This window comes from Sulfitobacter undariae (genome assembly GCF_014196805.1).
In the GTDB taxonomy this organism is placed as follows: domain Bacteria; phylum Pseudomonadota; class Alphaproteobacteria; order Rhodobacterales; family Rhodobacteraceae; genus Sulfitobacter; species Sulfitobacter undariae.
The window spans coordinates 188,883-204,932 of sequence record NZ_JACIEI010000005.1; the positions used below are offsets into that span (position 1 = coordinate 188,883).

The 16,050-nt window shown below is 55.3% G+C and carries 14 protein-coding genes and 1 tRNA gene; 9 read left to right on the top strand and 6 right to left on the bottom strand.

From position 1 onward, the window contains the following. The first annotated feature begins 50 nt into the window (after nucleotides 1-50). From GGR95_RS10085 to GGR95_RS10100, 4 genes are all read left to right on the top strand, one after another. Nucleotides 51-1,334 carry an ABC transporter substrate-binding protein gene (locus GGR95_RS10085; protein WP_184565420.1) on the top strand — a complete coding sequence of 428 codons (1,284 nt, stop codon included), beginning with the start codon at nucleotides 51-53 and terminating at the stop codon, nucleotides 1,332-1,334. A 72-nt stretch (nucleotides 1,335-1,406) separates the two neighbouring features. Beyond that, a complete protein-coding gene (locus GGR95_RS10090; RefSeq protein WP_184565422.1) occupies nucleotides 1,407-2,240 on the top strand; it encodes an ABC transporter ATP-binding protein in 834 nt (277 codons plus the stop codon). Nucleotides 2,241-2,331: 91 nt separating this feature from the next. Continuing rightward, on the top strand, nucleotides 2,332-3,549 hold the full coding sequence (locus tag GGR95_RS10095) for a phenylacetate--CoA ligase family protein (RefSeq protein ID WP_184565424.1): 1,218 nt from the start codon (nucleotides 2,332-2,334) through the stop codon (nucleotides 3,547-3,549). Nucleotides 3,550-3,603: 54 nt separating this feature from the next. Further along, entirely contained in the window at nucleotides 3,604-5,259 is a 1,656-nt protein-coding gene (locus GGR95_RS10100) for an ABC transporter permease (RefSeq protein WP_184565426.1), read from the top strand. A 57-nt stretch (nucleotides 5,260-5,316) separates the two neighbouring features. On the opposite strand, the gene yghU is transcribed toward GGR95_RS10100, so the two are convergent. From yghU to GGR95_RS10115, 3 genes are all read right to left on the bottom strand, one after another. Further along, nucleotides 5,317-6,189: a glutathione-dependent disulfide-bond oxidoreductase gene (gene yghU, locus GGR95_RS10105; RefSeq protein ID WP_184565428.1), complete on the bottom strand. Its 873-nt coding sequence runs from the start codon at nucleotides 6,187-6,189 to the stop codon at nucleotides 5,317-5,319. A gap of 190 nt (nucleotides 6,190-6,379) precedes the next feature. Further along, complete coding sequence (ykgO, locus tag GGR95_RS10110; protein ID WP_005850168.1) at nucleotides 6,380-6,505, bottom strand: type B 50S ribosomal protein L36; 126 nt, start codon at nucleotides 6,503-6,505, stop codon at nucleotides 6,380-6,382. Between the two features lie 85 nt (nucleotides 6,506-6,590). Continuing rightward, nucleotides 6,591-6,665, bottom strand: a tRNA-Val gene (locus GGR95_RS10115). Nucleotides 6,666-6,816: 151 nt separating this feature from the next. On the opposite strand from GGR95_RS10115, the gene GGR95_RS10120 reads away from it, so the two are divergent. After that, complete coding sequence (locus GGR95_RS10120) at nucleotides 6,817-7,677, top strand: N-formylglutamate amidohydrolase (protein ID WP_184565430.1); 861 nt, start codon at nucleotides 6,817-6,819, stop codon at nucleotides 7,675-7,677. Nucleotides 7,678-7,684: 7 nt separating this feature from the next. On the opposite strand, the gene GGR95_RS10125 is transcribed toward GGR95_RS10120, so the two are convergent. Further along, nucleotides 7,685-8,938, bottom strand: a complete 1,254-nt coding sequence (locus GGR95_RS10125; protein WP_184565432.1) for a DNA polymerase IV — start codon at nucleotides 8,936-8,938, stop codon at nucleotides 7,685-7,687. Between the two features lie 60 nt (nucleotides 8,939-8,998). Here GGR95_RS10125 and GGR95_RS10130 point away from each other — a divergent pair, with 60 nt between their 5' ends. After that, nucleotides 8,999-9,442, top strand: coding sequence for an NUDIX hydrolase (locus GGR95_RS10130; RefSeq protein ID WP_184565435.1), 444 nt, complete (start codon nucleotides 8,999-9,001; stop codon nucleotides 9,440-9,442). Nucleotides 9,443-9,626: 184 nt separating this feature from the next. Here the strand turns inward: GGR95_RS10130 and pyrF are convergent, their stop codons facing one another. Together pyrF and GGR95_RS10140 are read right to left on the bottom strand one after the other, a co-directional pair. Further along, on the bottom strand, nucleotides 9,627-10,343 hold the full coding sequence (pyrF, locus tag GGR95_RS10135) for an orotidine-5'-phosphate decarboxylase (RefSeq protein ID WP_184565437.1): 717 nt from the start codon (nucleotides 10,341-10,343) through the stop codon (nucleotides 9,627-9,629). 230 nt (nucleotides 10,344-10,573) lie between these two features. Further along, on the bottom strand, nucleotides 10,574-10,888 hold the full coding sequence (locus GGR95_RS10140; protein WP_184565439.1) for an orotidine 5-phosphate decarboxylase: 315 nt from the start codon (nucleotides 10,886-10,888) through the stop codon (nucleotides 10,574-10,576). Nucleotides 10,889-11,267: 379 nt separating this feature from the next. Here GGR95_RS10140 and clpB point away from each other — a divergent pair, with 379 nt between their 5' ends. The 3 genes from clpB to msrQ all read left to right on the top strand — a co-directional run bounded on the left by clpB (nucleotide 11,268) and on the right by msrQ (nucleotide 15,716). Then, nucleotides 11,268-13,883, top strand: a complete 2,616-nt coding sequence (gene clpB / locus GGR95_RS10145; protein ID WP_184565441.1) for an ATP-dependent chaperone ClpB — start codon at nucleotides 11,268-11,270, stop codon at nucleotides 13,881-13,883. Between the two features lie 189 nt (nucleotides 13,884-14,072). Continuing rightward, nucleotides 14,073-14,984, top strand: a complete 912-nt coding sequence (gene msrP / locus GGR95_RS10150) for a protein-methionine-sulfoxide reductase catalytic subunit MsrP (protein WP_184565443.1) — start codon at nucleotides 14,073-14,075, stop codon at nucleotides 14,982-14,984. Nucleotides 14,985-15,119: 135 nt separating this feature from the next. After that, a complete protein-coding gene (gene msrQ, locus GGR95_RS10155; protein ID WP_343042197.1) occupies nucleotides 15,120-15,716 on the top strand; it encodes a protein-methionine-sulfoxide reductase heme-binding subunit MsrQ in 597 nt (198 codons plus the stop codon). Nucleotides 15,717-16,050 lie beyond the last annotated feature (334 nt).

Here is a 16,050-nt window from a genome sequence, read left to right on the forward strand (position 1 = left end):
GAACCCGCCCTTTTAAACCAATCGGATATTATCCAAGGGAGGAAACACCGATGAAATATAAACTAGGTACTCTGGCGGTTGCGGCCGTTATGGCAGCAAGCCCCGTTCTGGCGGATCTTGTGTTCCCGTCACTCAGCTATCGCACAGGCCCATATGCGGCCGGTGGCATCCAGTTTGCGGATGGCTATGCGGATTATTTCACGCTGCTGAACGAGCGTGACGGCGGTATTGGCGGCGAAAAAATTCAGGTGCCAGAATGTGAGACGGCGTATAACACCGAGAAAGGTGTTGAATGCTATGAATCGCTGAAAGACAGCGGCGGCTTGGTTTACCAACCTTTGTCCACAGGCATCACCTATCAGTTGATCCCGAAAATGACGGCGGATGATATCCCGCTGCTGACATCAGGTTTGGGCCGTACGTCTGCCAAGAACGGCAACGTGTTCAGCCATATTTTCAACTTTCCAGCCAACTACTGGGATGGCGCATCGGTTGCGATCAAATATCTGCTGGATGAAAACGGCGGCGATTTGAAGGGCAAGAAAGTGTCTCTTGTCTATCACAACTCTGCCTACGGCAAGGAACCGATCCGCACGCTTCAGGAATTGTCCAAAAAGCATGGTTTCGATCTGACCGAAGTACCCGTGGATCACCCTGGTCAGGAACAGAAATCACAATGGCTGCAAATCCGCCGTGAAAAGCCTGACTATGTGATCATGTACGGTTGGGGTGTTATGAACCAAGTTGCGATCCAAGAGGCGATCAACATTCGCTTCCCTATGGAAAACTTCATCGGCATTTGGTGGTCTGGTTCTGAAAACGACGTGTTGTCAGCGGGTGAAGGTGCTGACGGCTATAAGGCGCTAACCTTCCACAACGTGGGCAGCAATTTCCCACTATATGATGACCTGAAAAAATACGTTGTTGATGCTGGTAAAGCATCGGGCGCAGGCGATCAGGTTGGTAGCGTGATTTACAACCGCGGAATCTATGCGGCGATGTTGGCAGCAGAATCTGCGAAAACGGCGCAGGAAATCCACGGCGTCTCGAATATCACACCGAGCCAGATGCGTGACGGTATGGAAAACCTGAGCATGACCGAAGAGAAAATGGTTGCTTTGGGGATGCCTAACTTTGGCCCCGAGTTCCAAGTTTCTTGTGAAAACCACGGCGGTAACGGTCTTGTTGCTGTGACGCAGTGGGACGCCAAAGCCAAAGAATGGAGCCTGATCACGGATTTCATCGAATCCGATCAGGAGGTTATCCAAGCATTGGTTGATGAGGATTCCCAAGCCTATGCTTCGGAAAATAACATCGCGCCTGCGTGTAAGTAAGCCACGTTTCCTCTGGCCGCTGCATGGGTGGCGGCCAGAGACATCACGAATTTCAAGAAGGGTACAAGGGATATGTTGGACGCAAAACCAGCTGACGTTCAGGTTGAAAACCTGCTCGAAGTGAACAACATCGAAGTGATCTATAACCACGTTATCCTTGTGCTCAAGGGTGTGAGCCTGAACGTGCCAAAGGGTGGGATTACCGCGCTTTTGGGCGGTAATGGTGCAGGTAAAACAACGACGCTCAAGGCTATTTCGGGCCTGTTGGCATCGGAACGTGGCGAAGTGACCAAAGGCTCGATCAAGTATCGCGGGAACTCCATTCAGGCACAAGATCCTGCCGAGACGGTGAAAAAGGGTGTCGTGCAGGTGATGGAAGGCCGTCACTGTTTTGAGCATCTGACGATTGAGGAAAACCTGCTGACAGGCGCCTATACGCGCAGCGACGGCAAGGGGGCGATCGCCGCTGATTTAGAGATGGTTTATAACTATTTCCCACGGCTGCGCGAGCGTCGCAAATCACAGGCGGGCTATACCTCGGGTGGGGAACAACAGATGTGCGCCATGGGCCGCGCCCTGATGAGCCGCCCTGAAATGATCCTGCTGGACGAGCCTTCAATGGGCCTTGCGCCGCAGTTGGTTGAACAGATTTTCGACATCGTTAAATCGGTGAATGAGAAAGAAGGCGTGACCTTCTTGCTGGCTGAACAGAACACCAATGTCGCGCTGCGATTTGCCCATTACGGGTATATTCTGGAAAGCGGTCGTGTGGTGATGGACGGCCCTGCGGCTGATCTGCGTGAAAACAAAGACGTGAAAGAGTTCTATTTGGGCATGTCGGATGAGGGCCGTAAATCCTTCCGTGATGTGCGCAGTTATCGCCGCCGCAAGCGTTGGTTGTCCTAAGAGGCCCTTGCGCGATTGGCGATGATCTGCAGGCGTGTGTGAAGTTAGTAATTTGCGGGTTTTGGCCTGCGCGGAAAAACGAGTGACTGATATGAGCCATTTTGACAAACTGGAAACCCGTAGCGCAGACGAACGTGCCGCTGATCTGGCCCGTTTGCTGCCCCAGCAGACTGCCCGCGCCAAAGGTGTGGCGGGGTATGCAGGGGCATTGGATCACGTTGACCCTGACGAGATCACCAGTGCTGCGGCTTTGGTTGACCTGCCTGTGTTGCGCAAATCAGAGCTGGGCAAAGCCCAAGCGGCCAGCGCGCCTTTTGGTGGTTTCACAACCAAACCTGCGCATGGGTTTAGCCATGTGTTCCAATCCCCTGGCCCGATTTATGAGCCATCTTCAACCGATCCCGATTGGTGGCGCATGGGGCGTTTTTTGCATGCGATAGGGATTGGTGAAGGGGATATTGTTCATAACTGCTTTGGCTATCATTTGACTCCAGCGGGCATGATTTTTGAAAGCGGCGCGCGCGCTGTGGGCGCGGCGGTGCTGCCTGCGGGGACGGGCCAGACCGAGCTTCAGGTGATTGCGGCGCGTGATGTGGGCACGACGGCCTATGCAGGCACGCCTGATTATTTGAAGATCATCCTTGAAAAGGCGGATGCGATGGGTGTGAGCCTTGGCATCACCCGCGCGGCTGTTGGCGGCGGCGCGTTGTTCCCTAGTCTGCGTGCGTGGTACGCCGAGCGTGGGATCACCTGTTTGCAAAGCTATGCCACGGCTGATCTGGGCAATATTGCGTATGAATCGCCCGCTGCTGAAGGCATGATTGTCGATGAGGGTGTGATCGTTGAGATCGTGACGCCGGGCACGGGTATCCCTGTGCCAGAAGGTGAAGTGGGCGAGGTTGTTGTGACCACGTTGAACCCTGACTATCCGTTGATCCGCTTTGCAACAGGTGATCTGAGCGCGGTGATGGCGGGGGTGTCGCCTTGTGGCCGTACCAATATGCGGATCAAAGGCTGGATGGGCCGTGCGGATCAGACAACCAAGATCAAAGGTATGTTTGTGCGCCCTGAGCAGGTAGCGCAATTGGTTGCGCGTCATGATGAAATCAACCGTGCCCGTGTCATTGCAACACGCGAAGGTGAGCAAGACATGATGACGGTGCAAATCGAATCTACTGCGCCGAACGCTGATGTATATGCGGCATCGGTGGCTGAGTTGCTCAAGCTGAAAGGGCGCATTGAAGTTGTGGCACCTGACAGCCTACCCAAAGACGGTTTGGTTATCGAGGATCAACGTAGCTACGATTGAAGTGTGGTGCACAGGGCCACTTTTCTTTCTGACTAAAATCGTCGACATAGGGGCATGAACAAATCAGCCCCCTCTTTGAAGAAGAAAAAGCACGACGGTGGCCGTGGTCTGTCTGCGGTTGCTATTTTGGTGGCCTGCCTGTGCGCGTTGCCGATGCTGGCAGTTTTGCTGGCGGCGCTATCAGGTGGCACAGAAACGGTGCAGCATCTGGCCGAAACCGTGCTGGGGGGCTATGCGGTTACAACGCTGGCGCTGGTGGCGCTGGTCGCCTGTGGGACGTTTGCAGTGGGTGTCGGTGCAGCATGGCTGGTGACGATGACGCGGTTTCCCGCAGCACGGTTTTTTGAGGTGGCATTGGTGCTGCCTTTGGCCTTTCCTTCCTATGTATTGGCCTATGCCTACACCCATTTGTTGGACCACCCGGGTATCGTGCAAACCACCCTGCGTGAGGTGATGGGCTGGGGCCCGCGTGATTATTGGTTTCCTGAAATCAGGTCGCTGGGCGGTGCCGCCTTGATGCTGGTTCTGGTGCTTTATCCCTATGTTTACTTGTTGGCGCGCGCAGCGTTTCTACAGCAAAGCGGCACCACGTTTCTAGCGGCACGTGCGCTTGGGTCTTCGCCGTGGGCTGCGTTCTTCAAGGTCAGTTTGCCCTTGGCACGCCCTGCGATTGCAGGCGGTGTGTTGTTGACCGTGATGGAGACCATCGCGGATTTTGGCACCGTTTCTTACTTTGGGGTGCAGACCTTTGCCACGGGCATCTACACCAGTTGGTTTTCGCTGTTTGACCGTGTGGGCGCGGCGCAATTGGCGCTGTGTTTGCTAAGCTTTGCCTTGATACTCGCGATGTTGGAGCGGTTGCAGCGCGGGGCGGCAAAGTATCATGATCCAGCGCGACAAGCCAAATCCGCGCCAACGATGCCCTTGACGGGATGGCGGGCCACGGGCGCTGTTGTGCTATGTGGTTTGCCTGTTCTGCTGGGCGCTGTGTTGCCGATCATTGTCTTGTTCTCAATGGGGCTTGGATCAGAGCAGAACCTGCTGAGTGAACGCTATTTGGGGTATATACGAAATTCGGCGACACTGGCCTCGGTGGCGGCGGTGGTGACGGTTGCAGCGGCCATTTGTATCGGGTTTTTTCAGCGCATGCGTGGTGATAGGCTGGCCAGAGGGGCCGCTTATGTGGCGCGTTTGGGTTATGCGGTGCCGGGTGGTGTGATTGCTGTTGGATTGCTGGTGCCTTTTGCCGCGTTTGATAATGCGGTTGATGCGTGGATGCGCAGTACCTTTGATATCTCAACCGGGTTGCTGATTACTGGTTCGATCTGGCTGCTGGTGATTGCCTATATGGTCCGCTTTTTGGCGGCGGCGCTGGGGGCCTATGAAGGCGGGCAGGCGATGGTGCACGTGAATATGGATGCGGCATCGCGATCCTTGGGGCAGGGGCCTGTCGGGACGTTAAGGCGGGTGCATTTGCCGATCCTTGCGCCCAGCCTGCTGACGGCTTTGCTGATCGTTTTTGTGGATGTCATGAAGGAGTTGCCCGCGACTCTGATCATGCGGCCCTTCAATTTTGATACATTGGCGGTACAGGCTTACCGTCTGGCCAGCGATGAGCGGCTTGAGGGGGCGGCGGTGCCGAGCCTCGTGATTGTCGCCATGGGGCTAATGCCCGTGATCCTGATTTGCCGTCAGGTGAGGCGGCGCTAAACGCGTTTGAAAGAGTCAGACTGCGCGCGCCATTGGGGCGGCACGCGCAGAGCTGTTTTAGGATTTTGCGATTTTGTCTTGGGTTTTTGTGTCAAAATCACTGGCGTCATGGCGTTCGTGCAATTGTTTTGACGGGTCATCGCCAAAGGCGCGGTTGACCATCAAGCCCCGTGCAACGGCGGGGCGGGCGTCAATTGTTTCGGCCCAACGCAGCACGTTTTTATAGCTTGCCACATCCAGGAATTCGGCAGCCGAGTAGAGGCGGCCCAAAACCAATTGGCCGTACCAAGCCCAGATCGCAATGTCTGCAATTGAGTATTCACCAGCGAACCATTCATGTTCAGCCAAGTGGCGGTCCATAACATCAAGCTGGCGTTTCACTTCCATTGAAAAGCGGTTGATGGGGTATTCGTATTTTTCTGGGGCATATGCGTAGAAATGGCCAAACCCACCGCCGAGATAGGGGGCGGAGCCCATTTGCCAGAAAAGCCAGCTCATCATCTCGGTTTTCTGTGCGGGATCGGTGGGGATGAATGCGCCGAATTTTTCTGCAAGATACAGCAGGATTGAGCCGCTCTCAAATACGCGCTGGGGGGTATCGCCAGAGTGATCCATCAGGGCAGGGATTTTGGAGTTTGGGTTGATGTCCACAAAGTCGGAGCCGAATTGATTGCCTTCGCCGATGTTGATCAGCCACGCGTCATATTCGGCACCTGTATGGCCTGCTGCCAGCAATTCCTCGAGAAGAATGGTGACTTTGACGCCATTGGGTGTGGCAAGGGAATAGAGCTGAAAGGGGTGTTTGCCGACTTCGAGCTCTTTGTCATGTGTGGCGCCTGCAATGGGGCGGTTGATAGAAGCGAATTTTCCGCCACTCTCGGACTCCCATGTCCAGACTTTGGGGGGGGTGAATGTGAGATCGCTGGCCATGTGAGGCTCCTTTTCGGGGAAGTGATGCCATTTCAGGTAAGGTGGATTAACTTGCGCGCAAGTACCAGCGTAAAAATGTCTAAGGTCAGGAACGGTTTAACCGGATTTTTGATAGGAAATCAGGGCCTGAACAGCAAAAAGGCTGCCCAACAAGTGGGCAGCCTTTTTTAACAACTTCAGCAGATGCTGCTTAACCCTGACGGGCTTTAAAGCGCCTCTGTGTTTTGTTGATCACGTATACGCGGCCTTTGCGACGCACAACACGGCAGTCACGGTGCCGGTTCTTGAGCGAGCGGAGTGAGTTGCGAACTTTCATCGGTTCATTCCTTCCAAGTTGTGGCGCGGGCCAGCGCCGGGTTACGGGCGACCCAGTGGCGTATGCCAAAGGGCCAGTGAATACATGGTGGGCGATACTGGGATCGAACCAGTGACCCCTTCGATGTCAACGAAGTGCTCTACCGCTGAGCTAATCACCCACTTATATGAACGCGATTCGCCGGCCCCAAATAAAATGGGGCGCGAAAACACCGCGCCGTCTGGGTGCTATAAAAGGAGTCGGCAGCGTGATCAAGGGCTTTTGGCGCTGTAGCAAACTAGGTTATGCTTTTTATTTGAAAGGGGACCGATATGCCTGTGACTGCTTTTGATGTTTTTCTACCTGCGGCCCCTTCTTCATGTGTTGTATTTGCCTCGCCGCATTCAGGGCGCGATTATAGCTGGTCGTTCCTGCGCAAGACGGTTTTGAACGAACATGTGATCCGATCCTCTGAGGATGCTTTTGTGGATCAGCTGTTCGAATGTGCGCCGCAATTTGGTGCCGCCTTTATCAAAGCGGGTGCGCCTCGGGCTTTTGTGGACTTGAATCGCGCACGTGATGAATTGGACCCGGCCTTGATCGAAGGGGTGCGGCGTGTGGGGCATAACCCGCGTGTGGCATCGGGGCTGGGGGTGATTCCGCGTGTGGTGGCCAACGGGCGTGCGATTTACAGAGGAAAATTGACCCAGCATGAAGCGCAAGAGCGGATCACGCGCTATTGGGAGCCCTATCATACCAAGCTGCAAAGCCTGTTGGATGCTGCACATAACCGTCACGGGCAGACGGTGTTGATTGATTGCCATTCGATGCCGCATGAAGCGGTGGACAGTGTTGTCCTTGGCGGGATGCGCAGGCCGGATGTGGTGCTGGGGGATCGTTTTGGCGCAGCGGCAAGTGGCGATGTGGTGGATCGGATTGAGGCCGCTTTTGTGGAGGCGGGTTTTGTTGTGACGCGAAATACGCCTTTTGCGGGGGCTTATATTACCCAAGCCTATGGCAAGCCCGCCAAAGGACAGCATGCTGTGCAGATCGAAATTGATCGCTCCCTCTATATGAATGAGCAACTGATTCGCCCGAATGGCAATTTTGAGGCGGTGCAGGCTGCGCTGCGCGATGTTGTCAAAGCCGTCGCTTTGATTGGGCAGGGCCGTATTCCTTTGGCGGCGGAATAGGGCACAATTATCGTAATGTTCGGCCTTTGACGATGGCGTCAGCGCCAAAGCGGGTGCGAATCACGTCGGTTGCGCGCTCGGCTTCGGTGCGGCGGGCAGCATCAGGGTCTAGGAGGTCACCCAATTTATCGGCATCCGCAGCATCGCTGAGATCGGATATGCCGCAGCCGAGCAAACGGTATGAGCCTTTTTCGTTGATTTGGTCGAATAGCCCACGTGCGGTGCGGTAAATGCGATCGGCCAGTTGAGTCGGATCGCTGAGCGCGAGGCGCCGCGAGAGAAGCGTGTGATTGCTGCGTTTCAACTTGAGAGTGACAACACGCCCCGCAAGGTTTTTCGCCTTGGCACGATCAGCAACTTGAACTGCCATGCGCCAGATATGCCCGTCCAGCAACTCGGGATCGGAGGTGTCTTCGTTGAATGTTGTCTCTTTCGAGATTGATTTCAAAGGTGCATGGGCAGAGACGCGGCGGCGGTCTTCGCCACGGGCGAGATGATAGAGACGGTCACCCATCCCGCCAAAGCGCGCGACAAGATCGGATTTTTCCCAGCGCAATAGGTCAGAGAAATGGCGAATGCCCGCCTTGTCCAGCGATGCCTGCGCAGCGGCGCCAACTCCCCATATCATCCGCACGGGTTTGTCGCGCAGGAAATCTGCGGTCTCGGCGCGGCCAATGACGGAAAATCCATGGGGTTTATCGAGGTCGGAGGCGATTTTGGCTAGGAATTTATTGTGGCTCAGCCCGATGGAGCCTGTCAGCCCAAGTTCGGTTTTCATGCGCCGCACAAGACGGGCCAGCATCACGGCGGGGGGCGCGCCATGCAGGCGGGTTGTGCCGCTCATGTCCAGAAACGCTTCGTCCAGCGACAGGGGTTCAATGGCGGGGGTCAACTCTTCCATCAGGGCGCGGATGGCGCGGGAGGCTTTGACGTATTCTTCCATACGTGGGCGGATCACAACGGCTTCGGGGCATAGTTTGAGCGCCTGAAACATTGGCATAGCCGAGCGGACCCCGCGAATACGCGCGACATAGCAGGCGGTGGAAACAACCCCGCGATGGCCGCCGCCAATGATGACAGGTTTGCCTTCCAGTGACGGATCATCGCGTTTTTCAACCGAGGCGTAGAAGGCATCACAATCCATGTGAGCGATGGTCAGGTCCCACAGCTCGGGGTGGCGCGTGACACGCGGACTGGCGCAGGCAGGGCACCGGCGGGCATTCTCAAATTGTGTGAGGCAATCGCGGCAGAGTGCGGGCATGGTGGGGATTGTGATCTATCTAGGGATGCCTAATTATAAAGGGAGTAACCGGAGAGAGCCATGCAATTCGACATTGAAAAATACGAAGGCACTGCGTTCAAGGGCGCGAAACTGGCCCTGTATCTGGGGGATTATTTGGCGGCAATATTGCGCGATGACAAACCGGGCCTGATTTTTGCGGATCATTGGGATCTGCCTGGAGGCGGCCGAGAGGGGAGCGAGACCCCACTGGATTGCGCCTTGCGCGAGTGCCGTGAAGAGCTGGGGCTGTCTGTGCCGCAGGAAGCTGTGTGTTGGGGGCGTGAATTTCGCCAAGAGGATCATGCCAGCTGGTTCTATGTGGCGCAGTTGCCGATAGAGGCACAAAACGATGTGGTGTTCGGGGATGAAGGCCAGTTCTGGCAGTTGATGACTGAAGACGCGTTTTTGAAACACCCCAAAGCGGTGCCTTCGTTTCAAGAGCGGCTGGCGTTATGGATTGCCGGAAGAGACGCGAGAAAATGAGGGCGGTGCTCTAACGAAAAGCCCCCCCGCTGCTTCTAGCGGGGGGCAGGTGACGAACGTCAAAATATGACCATTCGTCAGGGAGTATCACCATCTCTTTGATAGCACGGAACCCGATTTTGACCTAGCTATTCCAAATAGGCTGTGGGGTGCGTGGCTTGCCTGTGATGGATATGGCACAGGTTCAGGTTGTAGGTGCAACAGTATTCATTTCAGATTGAATAGCGCGTGCTGCCTCGGCTGGGTTGGGCGCTTGGTGGATCGGGCGGCCGACAACCACGTGATCGGCGCCGTTCTGTATGGCCTCAGCGGGAGTTGCCACACGTTTTTGGTCGCCCAACGCGGCGCCAGAGGGGCGCACGCCCGGAGTGACGATCAACCTGCCCGCGGCTTCGGGTTGAGCGCGGATCAATGCGGCCTCTTGTGGGGAGGCGATGACGCCATCTGCGCCCGCTTCAAATGCGTTTAAGGCACGTGCGACAACCAGTTCAGGCAGGTCGCCTGCACGGATCAGGCTTGCATCCAGATCAGCGCGGTCTAGCGACGTCAGGATGGTCACACCAAGAATTTTAAGATTGCTCCCTGCCGCGCCTTCTTTGGCGGCGCGTACAACGTGGGGATCGCCATGAACTGTAAGGAAATCCAGATCAAATTGCGCCAGCCCGCGCACGGCGGATTCTACGGTTGCGCCGATGTCGAACAATTTCATGTCCAGAAAAATGCGTTTGCCGTGTTCTTGCTTGAGTTCACTTGCCAGCGCCAAGCCGCCACCGGTGAGCATCCCAAGCCCGATTTTGTAAAAACTGACTGCATCACCAAGCTTTTTGGCAAGCTCTAGCCCGGCAATGGCATTGGGCACATCAAGGGCAACGATCAGGCGGTCTGTGGCGGGGTTGGACATAGGGGCGCTCCATCTGGGTAAGGGAATGACAAACGCCTTGTGGCATAGGCGATGGCGCGGGCACTGTACAGAAAAAAGGCCCGATCACGCAGGTGCGGATCGGGCTTGAGTTTCAGAGACAGTGCAGGCAGGCAAGCGTCTCTGCTCTTGCGCAGCGGCGTGATGTGCGGGGACAACGCACATCACGGCCAAAAATGCTGCGCAGATTCAATATCTAAAAAGGATCAGCGTTAGGCAGCTTTGTCAGTTTGCGGGAAGCCAAGCTGTGCCAGCCATTGGCGCGGATCAAACGCGGTGCGTCCAGCACGGGCCTGTGCGACGCGGCGGCGCATCTGGGAATACATCCCGTTGCGTGATTTGTGGCGGCGCAATGCTTGCGTCTTCAATCCGCTTGCAGCTTGCTCAAAGCTCATCGTGATGGGGGCTTCGATTTCGCAAGGGTATTTGGCGGTGCGTGTTGTGGTTTCGACAGTGACCATCGCTTCAAAGCACTGCGTGGCCGCATTGTACATCACGTCGCTAATCTGGATCATTGGTTGTGTCATTTCATTTACCTCATATGCCCTATGTTTTTTATTGCAGGGCTTCTCTGTCTCTAGTGTCAATTTGGGCACTGTGTCTGAAAAATAAACGGCTGAGGTTAATAAAAGTTTCCCCCTGCTTTATTGATTCGCTAAAAGCTGAGGTGAATTCATTGAAAATCAATATCTTATGATAGGTGGAAAATTGCCTATCCCTGTTCACCACATCTTTCCGTTTGAAAGAATAGTCCGGTGTTATGTGATTTTCGGGCCTAGATTTGATTGCTATTGAGCCTTGATCTAACGCAAAGCACATCCCAAATATCATTTGTAAGGTCCACACTGGGTATATGCCGCCAAGCGGGTACACCCCCAAGTGGCCGCTTTTGAAAAGGAGACTACCATGGACCTGAGTAAGTTCACGGAACGGTCGCGCGGCTTTGTGCAGGCGGCCCAAACGATTGCGACACGCGACAGCCACCAACGGCTGGCACCTGAACATTTGCTAAAAGCATTGATGGATGATGAAGAGGGGCTTGCGAGCAACTTGATCAATGCATCCGGTGGAGATGCGGCTGCTGTAAAGCAGGCCGTTGCTATTGCCATTGGAAAAATGCCCAAAGTCAGCGGCGATGCTGCCCAGACCTATCTGGACGGGGCGACCACACGTGTGCTGACCGAGGCAGACGCGCTGGCCAAAAAGGCGGGCGACAGCTTTGTGCCCGTTGAACGCATCTTGATGGCGCTGTGTATGGTCAAATCTGGTGCAAAAACGGCGTTGGAGGCGGGCAAGGTCAGTGCGCAAGCATTGAACACTGCGGTTAATGATCTGCGCAAAGGGCGTACGGCAGATAGTGCCAGTGCCGAAGACGGCTATGACGCGCTGAAGAAATACGCGCAGGATCTGACGGCGCGCGCGGAAGAGGGCAAGATCGACCCGATCATCGGCCGCGACGATGAAATCCGCCGCACGATGCAGGTGCTCAGCCGCCGTACCAAAAACAACCCCGTTCTGATCGGGGAACCGGGCGTGGGTAAAACCGCGATTGCCGAGGGCCTCGCGTTGCGCATCATCAACGGGGATGTGCCCGAAAGCCTGCGCAACAAACGTCTGCTGTCTTTGGACATGGGCGCATTGATTGCGGGGGCTAAATACCGTGGTGAATTCGAAGAGCGATTGAAATCCGTCCTGACCGAGGTGACAGAAGCCGCGGGCCAGATCATTTTGTTCATTGATGAGATGCACACGCTGGTGGGCGCAGGCAAAGCGGATGGCGCGATGGATGCGGCCAACCTGATCAAACCTGCGCTGGCACGGGGTGAGCTGCATTGTATCGGTGCAACCACGCTGAACGAATACCGTAAGTATGTAGAGAAAGACGCGGCGCTTGCGCGGCGGTTCCAGCCAGTGATGGTGTTGGAGCCGACGGTGGAAGATACTGTCAGCATCCTGCGCGGTATTAAAGAGAAGTATGAGCTGCACCACGGTGTGCGGATCGCGGATAGTGCGTTGGTTGCGGCCGCCACGCTGAGCCATCGCTATATCACGGACCGCTTTTTGCCTGACAAAGCAATTGACCTTGTGGATGAAGCTGCCAGCCGTTTGCGCATGGAAGTAGACAGTAAACCAGAAGAGCTGGATGCGCTGGACCGTCAGGTGCTGCAATTGCAGATCGAGGAAGAAGCGCTGAAGCTGGAGGATGACCAAGCCTCTATGGATCGTTTGGCGACGCTGCAAAAAGATCTGGCTGATCTGAAAGAGCGCAGCGCCGAGATGACAGCCAGTTGGCAGGCAGGCCGTGACAGGCTGGAAGGTGCGCGTGAACTTAAGGAAAAGCTGGACCGTGCGCGGGCCGATCTGGACATCGCCAAACGTGATGGCAATCTCGCCAAGGCGGGCGAGCTGTCATATGGCGTGATCCCTGATCTGGAACGTTTGCTAACCGCTGCGGAAAACGCCGATGAGGGCCAGATCGTGGAAGAGGCCGTGCGCCCCGACCAGATCGCCAGCGTTGTTGAGCGCTGGACGGGCATTCCTGCTGGTAAAATGCTGGAAGGTGAGCGTGAGAAGCTGTTGCAAATGGAAGAACAGCTGCATGGCCGCGTGATTGGTCAGGATTTGGCCGTGAAGGCGGTTGCCAATGCGGTCCGCCGCTCGCGTGCGGGTCTGAACGATGAGGATCGTCCTTTGGGCAGCTTCTTGTTCCTTGGGCCAACAGGCGTGGGTAAAACCGAGCTGACCAAAGCAGTGGCCGAGTTCATGTTTGATGATGACAGCGCCATGGTGCGGATTGATATGTCCGAATTCATGGAGAAACACGCGGTGTCTCGTCTTATCGGTGCCCCTCCGGGGTATGTTGGCTATGACGAAGGCGGTGTATTGACCGAGGCCGTGCGTAGACGCCCTTATCAGGTTGTGCTGTTTGACGAGGTCGAGAAGGCGCATCCCGATGTGTTCAACGTGCTGTTGCAAGTGCTGGATGACGGTGTGCTGACGGATGGCCAAGGCCGGACGGTGGATTTCAAGCAGACGCTGATCATCCTGACGTCCAACCTTGGTGCCCAAGCATTAAGCATGGCGCCTGAAGGCAGCGATATGGTGCAGGCCAAAAAGGATGTGATGGAGGCCGTTCGTGGGCACTTCCGCCCCGAATTCCTGAACCGTCTGGACGAGACGATCATCTTTGACCGTCTTAACCGTGAAAACATGGACGGGATTGTGGATATCCAGATGGCACGCCTTCTCAAACGGCTTGCTGCGCGCAAGATCGAGTTGCAGTTGGATGAGGGTGCGCGCAAGTGGCTGGCCGATGAGGGGTATGACCCTGTATTTGGCGCAAGGCCGCTGAAACGGGTGATCCAGTCTGCCTTGCAAAACCCGCTGGCGGAAATGCTGCTGGCTGGTGATGTGAATGACGGTGACATCGTCCCTGTCAGTGCGGGGGCGGATGGTTTGATCATCGGTGATCGCATCGCAGCCAGCAACAGGCCGAAGCCCGAGGAAGCGACAGTACACTAACCTCAGTATATAGACGTAAAAGGCCCGCAGCGATGTGGGCCTTTTTGCGTTGTGGGCTATGCGGAGGTGCCCTTGCGCAACTGTAAACATCTCTAACAATAGAGTGTGAGCACTGAAATATGTACAGAAACTGTTTGGATATGGACGTGAGAAGGCTAGGTATAGCGCAACAAGCAAGGAGATAGGCCCATGGCCATGCGCTGGAAAAATACGCTGAAAGACCATCACGTCACAGACGAAGCCGCGTTTCTGAACCGTCGGCAATTGATGGGCGGTGCAGCGGCGGGTGTTGGGCTGGCCACGATGGGCGGCGTTCAGGCGCAGGCTGCGGGCGATGTTCTGACGCCGAACAGTTATGAGGATATCACCGAGTACAATAACTTCTACGAGTTCGGCACAGGCAAAGACGATCCTGCCCGCTATGCCAACACGCTGACAACGCAGCCATGGACGGTCAAGATTGACGGGCTTGTCGACAAGCCCGGTGACTATGCGTTTGAGGATATCATGAAGGCGATGACCATCGAAGAACGCATCTATCGTTTTCGCTGTGTCGAGGCATGGTCCATGGTTGTGCCGTGGAACGGGTTTGAACTGGCTGACCTGCTGGATATGGCAGGTGTGCAATCGGGCGCGAAATATGTCGCGTTTGAAACCGCGCTGCGCCCTGATGAAATGCCAGGTGTGAAATACAACGTGCTGGACTGGCCCTATGTCGAAGGTCTGCGCCTGGACGAGGCGGTGCATCCGCTGACGATGATGGCCACCGGTATCTATGGCAAAGACATTCCAAACCAGAACGGTGCGCCGCTGCGTTTGGTGGTGCCGTGGAAGTATGGCTACAAATCCATCAAATCTATTGTTCGGATTACGCTGACAGACAAACAGCCACCCACAAGCTGGAACAAAGCCAATGCCCGTGAATACGGCTTCTATAGTAATGTGAACCCCGAGGTGGATCACCCGCGGTGGAGCCAAGCCTCCGAGCGTGAGATCGGCGGTGGCCTGTTTGCCAAGCGCAAACCGACATTGATGATGAACGGCTACGCGGATGAGGTTGGTGATCTATACGCTGGCATGGATCTGACAAAAGACACCTAAACAGGTGCCTTTATGAGACGGGCCGGAACTTATCCAAGTTTCGGCCCGTGTCTGTTTAAGAGCGCGAAGGTTTTGGGCCATAGCTCTGGCCCACGGATTTCCGCACTGCGGAAAGAAAGAGTTTTTGTGACTGCGATTGTAGACCGTATCAATGCTGCCCTACGCCCGATGCCGACATGGGCACTCTATATACTATGTATCCTGCCGGTGCCGTGGTTGCTCTATCAGGCGCAGACGGGGGGCTTGGGCCGTGATCCAATCAAAGCACTAGAGCATGAACTGGGCAGTCTCGCCCTACAGCTCCTGATCGCGGGTCTATGTATAACGCCTTTGCGTAAATATGTGGGCCTGAACCTGCTAAAGTTCCGTCGCGCAATTGGTGTGATGGCATTTGTCTATGTAACGCTCCATCTGGCCGTCTGGGTGTTTTTGGACATGAGTATGCTTTGGCAGCAAATGTGGGCTGACATCTGGAAGCGCCCCTACATTACAATCGGCATGGCGGGATTCATTACATTGCTACCGCTTGCGGTTACTTCCAACAACCTGTCGGTACGAAAGCTTGGTGGAGCTACGTGGCGCAAGCTTCATAAGCTGACCTATCTTGCCGTGTTGTTAGGCGGGGTGCATTTCATCTGGTTGGTAAAGGGTATCCAGTTGGAACCTCTTTTGTATATGGCGGCGATCCTGAGTCTGCTTGCCCTGCGGTTTATGGACAAGCGTCGAGGGTGAGCGAACCTACCGTTCCGATTTGGGTGGATTCGAGTCCTCTGCGCTTTCAAAGGGGGGGTATCAGAAGTGAATCTGTGGATAACTCCGTCGTGAGGGCTGAAGGAGCGATAATAGAAGTGCTGGGAGCCTTTAGTATTTGGGGGTCATCACGGGTTAGTAAAGTGATGGGTCTTTAAGTGGTTGTATTTTAACGGAATTTCAAAATCTTAAAGAAAGTTCCGATTTTTGAAAGAAAGCGCTTGCGGGATTGTTGAGTAAACCCTAGAACGCCTCTACCGAAGCGCAGCAATGAGCTACGGGGCAGCGGACGGGTTTAGCGGAGACGCTAGGGATT